Genomic DNA, 11,767 nt, shown 5'->3' on the forward strand with positions numbered 1-11,767 from the left:
GTGTATTTTTTAGACCTAAAAGTCAATTAATAATGGATTTGCCTGGTTATCATCAAGCATAAATTTTGGTATTTTGATTTGCTCTGTACCCGATACAGAAGTACCATTAAAGGATCGTATATTATCTAGCCATTGACCTCTCGAAAATTTTCCGGTTTCAGGATCAATATTAATCTCTACGCAGGTAAAAGCATAGGTTAGGGGAGTGTTTCCTTTAAATTTAACTTCATTTTCTGATACTTTTTCAATGGTAAGTTTAGTATCAATATTTGATAAATATTCTTGTATTAAAGGAATATTTATTTCGGCATGAGTTTCATTGCTCTTATATGTTGATAAAGAGAAATCAGTACTGGTCAAGACATCTGTAATTAAAGCTAATTGTACATCTTTTTTACTTGTAATGTCTGCGATAAAAATATTATCAGAGTCACCTTTGATTTCGTTAGATACCAAAATATGTCCTAATTCTAATGTGTCTATATATTTTCTAATCACATTTCCGAAAGAAAATGCCATTTTCCCCGAACCTTTTACAGAAGCTCCTATCGCAGCCGGATCTAGACCAAAAGCTTTAATAAAATTGCCTAGAATATCAAACCCTATTTTGAAATCAATTTTTTTGGTTTTTACATTTGAGACTTCTGATACAGGTGCAGTTTTTATGTCAATCGAATGTTTAAACCCGTCTTTTACCAAAAATTTAAATTCACCTAAATATTTTTGTTTTTTATTATGTACTTCTAACATGCATAATGGCTGTATTCTAGCTTCTGGAACTCTAAGTGGGTTTGCATCAAAAAGATCTCTTATTTGATCAGTAATATTGTTTTTACATATTCTCATGATATACATATTCTAATTGGTTAATAGCTTCTATAAATTTTCTACCGACTTTGGCAAATCCAACATCATTAGGATGAATTTCATCATACCATTCATCTTTTTTTACCAAATGTCTCATATCAATATATGTGGCATTTTTATGTTTATGGGTTACTTCTTTTAGCAAGTCATTAAACTTGTCAATTAAATACTTAATCACATTGGTTCTATCTTCTTGTAGTGTAATTCCTTTTTGGATTAAATATTTATTTACCCAACCTTTTTTAATGGTTTTGACATTATGATCTGCACGAACATAATCGTACCCATGTACGAATACTTGTTCGACAAAATCAAACTCATGAATTCGATTAAAAAAATAGTTGTAGGTTGCTTCTATATCTTTGGTTTTTGTATCATAAAAATCATTTAGATATGCAGATGGCGTTAAACCAGATGGCATTCCTTTTTTGAGAATATTTACAATTTCCGGGCCTATGATATCGTTCCCACCACCACTTATTAGTACATATTTGGGGCGTTCTTTTTCTATTTCTTTAAGAAGTTGTCTACTTGTTCTATAATTTTGTAATTCATCACCGGCAGCAGCTATACTGCGTAAAGGATATTTTTCCATAACATAATCCAGAGTATCTTTTACCAAAAAAGGGAACAAAAACCAGGAGTCTCCTTCTGCAACAATCACAGGTAATTCTGGTAATAATCGTTTTGATTTCTTAAATTTTCGATATCTGCGCTTATCATCTAGATAGTTAGCTATGTCTATCGTAAAACCAGATAAATTTTTACTGTTGATATCTTTATCTCCCAGAACATTAGCTGTATTCATTTTTGTTTCTATTGCAAATCCATTTTGTTTTTTTTCTGTGTATAGAGAATTAATAAACGGAGCCAAAATTTCATGATTACAATACCAATCCCAATGATCAATTAATTTTTTACTAACAATATTATATGAGGGATTAATAAGGTTTAATGTGGATGTGTATACTCCCCATTTCGTTTTTTCTGGTAAAAAGTCAGAAATTGCGCCATGCCCCATTAAATTACCAAGGTGAGTTATTGGAGGTTGAATTCCTATCTGAGTCATATTGGGTATTGACGAAGTAATATCTTCTTTGTTATTAACGATAAACTTATAATGTAGCCAATCATGTTTCCAATTATAAATTTCTTTATAAGTATCAAATGACCAACCAGCATAGGCAGAACTAGTATGCTCATAAAACATAATAGATTCTTTGGGTCTAAGCCTTTTGGTTTTATGATCAAAAGGATCAGAAGAAATTGCCAAATCAGATCCCAATAGTAATGTGGTAACAAAAATAGTTTCCTTTGAAGTATTGGAAACTTTTATCTGATATTTTTGATAAAATTCATCATTACGTGTTAATTGGTCCGTAAGCGTAGTTAAATTAGATTCGGTATTGGTTATGTCTAACCATTGTTGATCCTTTTCTAATCGAATTTCAACTTTAAGTGGGATTTTTGAAAAACCTCCATCTGGATTTTCAAGGGTACGATAATAATTCCATTTAATTAAAGTATTCAATTGATGAGAAAGCATTTTTTTTACTTGATCTAATTGAGTATCTAATAGATCTATTTGTACCGCTAGAGGTCTGTATTGATCATTTGGTAAGTTGATATAAACAGTTTGGTTGAATATTGTAACAAAAAAAGAAGCCTGATCAGCGCTACAGAGGTTAATATTTGGTATGTCTTCTACAATTAGTTTTATATCATTTTCTGCATATTTATCATGATCAAGATTTGAAATAAAAATACCAAGAGATTCATAAATTGTTTCTGAAGAGACAGGATATGATTTTTTGTAATCTAGTAAAACCCCATGTTCCATAGGGTCTTGAATTAGAGAATCCTCAAGAGTAACCTCTTTGATTTTTGCAGTAAATGTTGTGTGTTTATTTACGTTAACCGTAATTTCAGATCCTTCTTTTATTCCAAAAAGAAATCCTTTGTTATAATACCAACCATTTTTATTATTAAAGAATATCTCGCCTTGATCAATTTGAGTTTGTTTGGGATATAGGTTCAACCACGCGGAATAGTGATTGTTTTTTCCTTGACCCTGTACACTAATAGTTGGTGTTTGTTTTTTATTAGTTATTCCCTTAAGACTTATTTTTGCCCATTTTGTAATATCAAGATAGTTTATTTTGTTATTTTTTGTTTTAAGAAGTTGTAATAAATATCTGGTAAAAACACCACCTTTAGCATCTTCCCATGAAGATTCAGATGCAAGGCAAGCAGAAATGTTTACTGAGTTTTTATACGGAATTAATGAAGCAAGCTTTTGTGATTTGATTTGATCTTCATCGATCTCTTGTGAAAAGATAAAATCACTATATTTTCTTGAAGGAAATATACCATTTAGTCTTCTTTGTCTGGAACCATTATCTTTTTGAGGGTTAAATGCTCTAACCATATCTCCAGAGTGGCAACAATCAAAAACTGTAATTATATGCGGGTCATTTTTAAATTTTGAAAATAAATACCGCAATTCTTTATCTGCTAACAAAAAATTATTTTCGTTTTCACCTTCGTTATCATAACAAACCAGACATTCTATTGTCCCAGAATGAGCGTCACTAAATCGACCCGAACTTTCTTCTAACGCTCCATGACCACTATAATAAAGAAAGACTGTGTCTTTATTCTTGGCTTTGTTGAGAACTGTATTTATATTCTTAACGATATTAGACTTGGTGGCAGTTTTATCTGTAAGTTTTTGAATTGAAATAGTATCGTAGATTTTTTCAGCTTCAAGATTTTTGAGATAGATTTCGAATTTGTTCACATCGTTTACACATTGCCGCAAAGGGCTTATATGATATTCATTGATTCCAATAAGTAATGCATACAGGTTCATAATCGTATATTATTTTAATTGCTAAACAAAAACGATTGCAGTTAAGAAAAACCATTAGTAGTGAATATGACAGAAGGTATTTGGTAAATAGGGGATGGGGTAGTTAAAATGATTTTTTATAAATATTGATAATCAGATAGTTGTGCCCTTTTTCACTATTATAAATATAAGGATATTTATTGTTTTTTGAAAAGGAATAACACCCAAATATAAAAAGGTAAAAACCCCTTTTATGATACAGTGATTCGGTTTAATGAGCCTATCATCGAAAAAATTATACTTTCATCGAAAAAAAGCCAATACAAAAAGGTCAAATGAATTATATAAACCGAGATTTTTGACTATTTTTAACTTACCAATAATTATTATAGTATATCTATCATGAAAATTAGAAAAATTTTAGCTTCATTATCCATCTTATTGCTTATGTCTTGTGGGGCAACAAATCCATTTACTGGTAAAAAAACGTTGTCGTTAGTGCCAAATTCGCAAATATTACCCATGGCTTTTCAGCAGTATAATCAATTCTTAGGAGAGAATAAGGTTGTAAAAGGAACTTCTGATGCAGAAATGATTAAACGAGTAGGACAGAAAATAGCAAAAGCTTCAGAACGATACTTAAATGCAAGAGGGTATGCTGGTTATCTTAAAGATTATAGATGGGAATATAACCTTGTACAGGATGAGACCGTTAATGCTTGGTGTATGCCAGGGGGAAAAATTGTTTTTTATACAGGAATTTTACCAATAGCAAAAACTGAGACAGGAATTGCAGCTATTATGGGGCATGAAGTTGCACATGCACTAGCTAATCACGGTCAGCAAAGAATGAGTGCAGGTAAAATACAACAAGTAGCAGGAGCGGCTACCGCAGTAGCTATAAGTGGTAAAGATCAACAAACACAACAGATTGTAGGAACAGCGTTTGGACTTGGTTCTCAATTTGGTGTAATGCTACCTTTTAGTAGAAGCCATGAAACAGAAGCAGACGAAATCGGAATATTGTTAATGGCAATTGCTGGATATAATCCTGATGAAGCTGCCGAATTATGGAAACGTATGAAAACAAATAGTGGCGGACAAGCACCACCAGAGTTTATGAGCACCCATCCATCAAGTGATACGCGTATAGCAAATCTCACAGCATGGGCTCCGGGAGCAAAAGCTGAAGCAAAGAAATTTGGGGTTACAACCTTTAAATAATTGTAAAGTTTATATTCTTAAAAAGATTATACTTATTTTAGGAGCTGTTCTGAGAAAAATCAGAACAGCTTTTTTAGTTTCATCGATCTCGCTTTGTACAAGTTTTTTTTCGGTATCAGGAGGGATTTATTTTTAATTTCACACTACATGAGTAAAGTATTACCTAAAGGACATAAGAAACTGTTGAACGCCTGGGCTTTTTATGACTGGGCCAATTCTGTATATAACTTAACCATTTCTTCTGCGGTTTTTCCAATTTTCTGGGGAGCATTAACTATAACAAAAGTTAATGGTGTTATTACAAATGATACGGTTCGGTTTTTGGGTTTTGATTTTAATAACGATTCCCTTATAAGTTATGTAACCGCATTAGCTTTTTTAGTAGTTTCTTTTATAAGTCCATTACTTTCTGGTATTGCAGATTATGTAGGAAATAAGAAAAACTTTTTAAAATTCTTCTGTTATTTAGGTGCAATATCATGTATAGGTTTGTATTGGTTTAGCTTAGAACACTTATGGTTCGGGTTGCTTTGTTACTTCTTAGCACTAATTGGTTTTTGGGCAAGTTTGGTGTTTTATAATTCTTATTTACCAGATATTGCTTTTCCCGAACAACAAGACGCTATTAGTGCAAAAGGGTATTCCCTAGGCTACATAGGAAGTGTAATTCTATTGATTATCAATCTTGTAATGATTTTAAAATACGATTGGTTTGGTTTTGAAGATGAAGGAGTACCGACTAGGTTATCCTTTATTATGGTCGGAGTATGGTGGATTGGGTTTAGTCAATACACCTATTATTATCTTCCAAAAGGAAATAAAAAAGATGTGTTAACCAAAGCTGTAGTTTTTAATGGTTTTAAGGAGCTAAAAATGATATGGAAAGCACTTAAGAATGACATAAAACTTCGTCGATATCTAAGTGCATTTTTTGTATATAGTATGGCCGTGCAGACTATTATGCTTATCGCAACTTATTTTGGTATTGAAGAGTTAGATTGGGGAGAACAGAATGCTACAACAGGATTGATTATTAGTATTTTATTGATTCAATTGGTTGCCGTACTTGGAGCATATCTTACTTCTAAGGCATCCTCTAAATTTGGAAATATAAATACCTTGATCGTGATTAATTTTATATGGATTGGGATTTGTGTATTTGCATATACAATTACTACGCCAATGCAATTTTATATCACTGCTTCAATTGTTGGTTTGGTTATGGGAGGAATTCAGGCCTTATCGAGATCAACATATTCAAAATTTTTACCAGAAGATGCGATAGATACAGCTTCTTACTTTAGTTTTTATGATGTGTCTGAGAAGATCGGTATTGTAATCGGGATGTTCTCGTACGGAATTATAGCTCAAGTAACCGGGAGTGTTCGTTATTCGATACTATTCCTGATCTTATTTTTTGTAGTTGGTCTTGTCTTATTATTTAGAGTACCCAGAAAAAAATCGTAATGCTGTTTATGAGGTTACTTGGATAGATTTAATGATTTCAGTAATTAGTTGGTAAGAATATTTTTATCCTTTTTTTATGTATTTCATCTAGTTTCAGTGACTTATTAATTCGTATATTATTATATTAATTTTGAAATATAATAATATTGGATACGTTAACGTTATTAGCTACTTTTATATAATAAAACCCACAATAATGAAAAAACTTATGTTTATGCTGGTAGTAGTGCTACTAGCCTCTTGTAATACCACTCAACAGACTGTTATTGCAGCAAAAAAAACACTTAAAGGAGAGTGGTCTTTAGATAAAATTTCTTACGATCGTTCGGGGGTGTTTGATGTTAATCTTTATAATGATGCTTCTGCTGAATGCTTTACAGGAAGTATTTGGAAATTTATTCCTAATAATAATACTGGAAAGTATGAAGTAAATCAAGGTAGTTGTGTTTCTACTGGGGCAAGAAATTTTAGATTTACAATCCCTAAGCCAGAAGGAAATGGAGATTATAGCTTTTTATTTAAACCAATAAATGAAAAGAAAAAAAGCACCAACAATAATGCTGGTTATAGAATGCTTTTACAGCATCTTGATAACGCTACAATGACTTGGACAATGACGGTAAGCCTAGAAGGGAAACCTTTTGTGATTACAATGAATTTTAATAAAATACAATAAATCAAATCTTTACATAATGAAGACAAATCTAAAAAAAATAGGAGTTGCCTTAATAACGGTTGCACTTTTGACAAGTTGTGAAGCTGTTAAAAACTCAAACAATACACAAAGAGGTGCAGTAATAGGTACCGCAGCCGGAGCTGTTCTTGGAGGTATTATCGGAAACAATGTGAAAAAGAAAAATTCTGCACTTGGTGCTGTTATTGGTGGTGTAGTTGGTGGTGTTGCTGGTGGTGTTATCGGTAAAAAAATGGATAAACAAGCTCAAAAAATCGAATCAGAAATACCAGGAGCAGAAGTTACACGTGTTGGAGAAGGTATTGATGTAGTATTTGATGAGAATAGTGGAGTTTATTTTGCTACGAATCAGTCAACTATTAATGCTAAATCTAAAACAAACCTTAATAAACTAGCTGGTATTTTTAAAGAATATCCTGATACTAATATTATTGTAGAAGGGCATACTGATAGCACGGGTGATGATAGTTATAATATGTCATTATCTCAAAAACGAGCAAATGCCGTTACAAACTATTTGGTATCTCAAGGAATAAGTAAAAGCCGTTTGACAACATATGCTCATGGTGAAACACTTCCAAAATATGATAATGGTACTGCAGAAGGAAGAGCTAAGAATAGAAGAGTTGAACTTGGAATTGTTGCTAACGAAAAAATGAAGAGAGACGCGCAAAACGAAGTAAAACAATAATTCATTTTGTAAGAAATCGTTAAAAATCTCGACTATTTAAGTCGGGATTTTTTTATGCTCAAAATTTATGTATCTTCAATAAATGAATGAGAATTCACATGTACTAATCATCGGTGGGGGACTAGCTGGATTAACCAGTGCTATTCATTTAGCAAAGGCCGGTGTGCTAGTTACGCTCATAGAAAAAGATACGTATCCAAAGCACAAAGTATGTGGCGAATACATATCGAATGAGGTGCTTCCTTACTTTGAATTTTTAGATATAAATCTTGAAAAAGTACAACCTGTTACTATTTCAAACTTTGTTATAACAACTCAAAAAGGAGATCGTATTCAAAGTACATTACCCCTTGGTGGTTTTGGGATTAGCAGATATACATTAGATTATTATCTATGGGAAAAAGCAAAAGAAGTAGGAGTCAGGTTGATAAATGATCAAGTTATAGATATACAATATCAAAACGATACCTTTTCGGTAAAGACAAATAGTAACATAGTTCAAACTTGTGATTACGTTATTGGAGCATACGGCAAGAGGACCACACTAGATAAAGCATTGAAACGAGATTTTAGCTTTAAAAAATCTCCCTGGTTAGCGGTAAAAGCTCATTATAAAGCAAATTTTGATAGCAATACAGTTTCATTACACAATTTTAAAGGCGGATATTGTGGACTTTCTATGGTTGAGGATCAAAAAGTAAATGTATGCTATTTGGTGAACTATGATAGTTTTAAAAAGCATAAAAACATTAATGTTTTTCAGGATGAAGTCATGAGGCAAAATCCTTATCTGGATACTTTTTTTAGTAGTTCAGAGCTTTTGTTTGATAAACCAATAACTATAAGTCAGATTAATTTTGAAAGGAAAAATCCCGTAGAAGATCATATTTTTATGACCGGTGATGCAGCTGGACTTATTCATCCATTATGCGGTAATGGTATGGCTATGGCTATCCAAAGTGCACAGTTGTTGTGTGAATTATTAATTAAAAACCATAATGCTGAAGTTGCAGGGTCAAGAAAAGAAATAGAGAGATTATATATTGAAAAATGGAATAACACTTTTTCCAAAAGATTATATGCAGGCAGAATTTTACAAAAAATATTGCTGAATGGTAACTTACAACAGATATCGTATGCAGTAGCCAATGTAATACCTTCAATAGTTCCAAAAATTATAAAACAAACCCATGGGGAACCTTTGATATGCTAATCAATTTACAACATAGAAGTAATGAGTTAGAACTTATGGATGACCCAGAAGTCGAAGATAAAGCCCTAGAAACGGCTTTATCTGATATTTCGAGGGTAAATAAATTATTAGGAGGCAATAGTATTACAATTAGAGCAGTTCATAAGTTGATTGAAGATACAGATTCTTCACAACAGCTTACTATTCTTGATTTAGGATGCGGTGATGGTGAAATGTTACGGTCTATCGCAAAATCATTGAGAAAGAAAAAAAGGAATGTAAAATTGATAGGAATCGATTTAAGCGAAAAATGTTTGACTTATGCTAGAAAACTAAGTGTATCTTATCCAGAGATATCATATCAAAAACAAAATATATTAAACCTAGAAGCTTCAAAGTTTTCTTATGATATCATTCTGTGTACATTGACATTACATCATTTAAAGTGCAATGAAATAAGAGATGTGATGAAAAAAATGATAGAACTAGCCAAGGTGGGTGTGGTAATAAATGATCTTCACCGTAGTGGTATAGCATATTATTTGTTTAAGATATTTAGTTTCTTTTTTATTAAAGGACATATTGCAAAAAATGATGGACTGATATCTATAAAAAGAGGATTTAAAAAAAAAGAATTGCTGCAGTATGCCATATCGATGAATCTGCAACATTATAATATCCATTGGAAATGGGCATTTAGATACCGATGGGTAATTATGACAAAGGAAAGTTAACACTAAAAAAGTAAGAAAAATTGAATGTAAAAATTGCTACTGTTGCAAAACAATTACCACAATACATGCGGGAAACCAAAGAGATTTTACCTTTTGTTTCTGAGTGGTTGTCTACGCAGAATGATCGTTTCAAACGAAAAGTAATCAAAATCTTTGAGAATTCTGCGGTAGATCGACGTTATGGTATTATGAGTATTGAGGAAGTTTTTAGTGCTACTACTTTTGAAGACAAAAACGACATCTATGTTAGAGAAGTCAAAAAACTTGGCGTGTCAGTATTAAAGAAAGCATTGGATAAAGTAGATTGGGATCCTAAATCTTTGGATTATATTATTACTGTAAGTTGTACAGGTATTATGATTCCGTCTATAGATGCTTATATTATTAATGATCTTAATCTCAAACAAGATATTGTACGTTTACCTGTTACAGAAATGGGATGCGCGGCCGGAGTTTCAGGAATTATTTATGCTCGTAATTTTCTTCAGGCAAATCCTGGTAAGCGTGCTGCGGTAATTGCGATAGAATCGCCAACAGCAACATTTCAGTTAGATGATTATAGTATGACAAATATGGTAAGTGCTGCAATTTTTGGTGATGGAGCAGCATGTACACTATTATCCTCAGAAGAGGACGCTATAGGGCCTAAAATCCTGGGGGATGAAATGTATCATTTTTACGATGCAACAACCATGATGGGTTTTAAATTAACGAATGGTGGGTTACAAATGATATTAGATCCTAAAGTTCCTGAAACTATTGCTGAGCATTTTCCTAATGTGATTCATCCTTTTTTAAAAAAATATAATAAGACAATTGAGGATGTTGATCATCTTGTTTTTCATCCTGGAGGAAAGAAAATAGTGCAGACCGTAGAAGAACTTTTTGGACATCTTGGTAAAAATATAGAAGATACTAAGGCGGTTCTATTAGAATACGGTAATATGAGCAGTGCTACTGTTTTATACGTTTTAGAACGATTTATAGAGAAAAAGCCATCACCAGGAGAGATAGGGCTTATGTTAAGTTTTGGTCCCGGGTTTTCAGCACAAAGAATACTATTAGAATGGTAATAATACATTATTTTTATTTCCACCTAAGGAAATCTTTACTATGAATAAGGAGTTTACAAATAAAAATGAATGGGTACTCATATTAGGAGGAAGTACAGGTCTTGGACTTGCATCAGCTCAAAAACTGGCATCTCATGGTATGAATGTTATTATAATACATCGAAATCGTAAAAGTGAAATCAGTCAGATTGAGGAAAGTTTTGAAGGTATTAGGAACCTAGGAGTGGATTTACTTTCTTTTAATGTCGATTTGTTACATCCTGAAAAACGAAATCTAGTAATAACCGAAATTAAGAATCATATAGGTCAAGGAAGTATAAAAGCATTAATACATAGTGTTGCCAAAGGAAATTTGAAACCAATGGTAAATACTGATCAATTACTAAAGAATGATGATTTTCATCTTACCATAGAGGCAATGGCTATTAGTCTTTATGATTGGGTAACTGCTATTTTTAAAGCACAATTATTTGGAAAAGATACAAGGGTGATTTCTTTTACCAGTGAAGGAAATACAAAAGCATGGAAGAATTATGCAGCAGTTTCTGCTGCAAAAGTAGCTCTTGAGGCAATTACAAGAAGTATTGCTCTAGAATTTGCTCCTTATGGGATCAAAGCTAATTGTTTACAGCCAGGTGCGGTTGATACACAATCTTTGAGGATGATACCTGGTCATGAACAAATCATTAAACACAGTCTGTTGCGTAATCCTTATAATAGGCTTACAGAACCTGATGATGTAGCTAATGCAGTGTATTTGTTGTGTAAAGATGAAGCCTTTTGGATTAATGGATGTGTTATTCCTGTAAATGGAGGAGAGCATCTTTCGTAATAATATGATATAACAACCCGTTGTGCATTTAGAAAAAGTTGCGCAAACTGCTAAAAGGCAGTAAATTGTAGTTACGACACTATAATTCATATGCACAACTTTCAAGCAAATTACGATAAAATACTCAAGGTTTTAAAAGGAT

10 protein-coding genes are annotated in these 11,767 nt (G+C 32.3%); 8 read left to right on the plus strand and 2 right to left on the minus strand.

The window, feature by feature from the left end:
• Positions 1–15 precede the first annotated feature (15 nt).
• Both FOF46_RS20520 and FOF46_RS20525 read right to left on the minus strand, forming a co-directional pair.
• Entirely contained in the window at positions 16–846 is an 831-nt protein-coding gene (locus tag FOF46_RS20520) for a gasdermin (RefSeq protein WP_143917732.1), read from the minus strand.
• Positions 833–3,739: a caspase family protein gene (locus FOF46_RS20525; protein ID WP_143917733.1), complete on the minus strand. Its 2,907-nt coding sequence runs from the start codon at positions 3,737–3,739 to the stop codon at positions 833–835. The genes FOF46_RS20520 and FOF46_RS20525 overlap by 14 nt, the downstream gene beginning before the upstream one ends.
• 381 nt (positions 3,740–4,120) lie before the next feature.
• On the opposite strand from FOF46_RS20525, the gene FOF46_RS20530 reads away from it, so the two are divergent.
• The 8 genes from FOF46_RS20530 to FOF46_RS20565 all read left to right on the plus strand — a co-directional run bounded on the left by FOF46_RS20530 (position 4,121) and on the right by FOF46_RS20565 (position 11,625).
• A complete protein-coding gene (locus FOF46_RS20530) occupies positions 4,121–4,942 on the plus strand; it encodes a M48 family metallopeptidase (protein ID WP_208746802.1) in 822 nt (273 codons plus the stop codon).
• 147 nt (positions 4,943–5,089) lie between these two features.
• Positions 5,090–6,409, plus strand: a complete 1,320-nt coding sequence (locus FOF46_RS20535; RefSeq protein WP_143917734.1) for an MFS transporter — start codon at positions 5,090–5,092, stop codon at positions 6,407–6,409.
• Between the two features lie 196 nt (positions 6,410–6,605).
• A complete protein-coding gene (locus FOF46_RS20540) occupies positions 6,606–7,085 on the plus strand; it encodes a lipocalin family protein (protein WP_109438633.1) in 480 nt (159 codons plus the stop codon).
• Between the two features lie 16 nt (positions 7,086–7,101).
• Positions 7,102–7,794, plus strand: coding sequence for a YiaD family glycine zipper/OmpA-like lipoprotein (locus tag FOF46_RS20545; RefSeq protein WP_143917735.1), 693 nt, complete (start codon positions 7,102–7,104; stop codon positions 7,792–7,794).
• A gap of 82 nt (positions 7,795–7,876) precedes the next feature.
• Entirely contained in the window at positions 7,877–9,007 is a 1,131-nt protein-coding gene (locus tag FOF46_RS20550; protein WP_143917736.1) for an NAD(P)/FAD-dependent oxidoreductase, read from the plus strand.
• Positions 9,001–9,720: a methyltransferase domain-containing protein gene (locus FOF46_RS20555; RefSeq protein ID WP_143917737.1), complete on the plus strand. Its 720-nt coding sequence runs from the start codon at positions 9,001–9,003 to the stop codon at positions 9,718–9,720. Before FOF46_RS20550 ends, FOF46_RS20555 begins: the two co-directional genes overlap by 7 nt.
• A 20-nt stretch (positions 9,721–9,740) precedes the next feature.
• Positions 9,741–10,793: a type III polyketide synthase gene (locus FOF46_RS20560; protein WP_143917738.1), complete on the plus strand. Its 1,053-nt coding sequence runs from the start codon at positions 9,741–9,743 to the stop codon at positions 10,791–10,793.
• 40 nt (positions 10,794–10,833) lie between these two features.
• Entirely contained in the window at positions 10,834–11,625 is a 792-nt protein-coding gene (locus FOF46_RS20565) for an SDR family oxidoreductase (protein ID WP_109438638.1), read from the plus strand.
• The last annotated feature ends 142 nt before the right edge of the window (positions 11,626–11,767 follow it).

The organism is Aquimarina algiphila (assembly GCF_007489275.1).
Classification (GTDB): Bacteria; Bacteroidota; Bacteroidia; order Flavobacteriales; family Flavobacteriaceae; genus Aquimarina; species Aquimarina algiphila.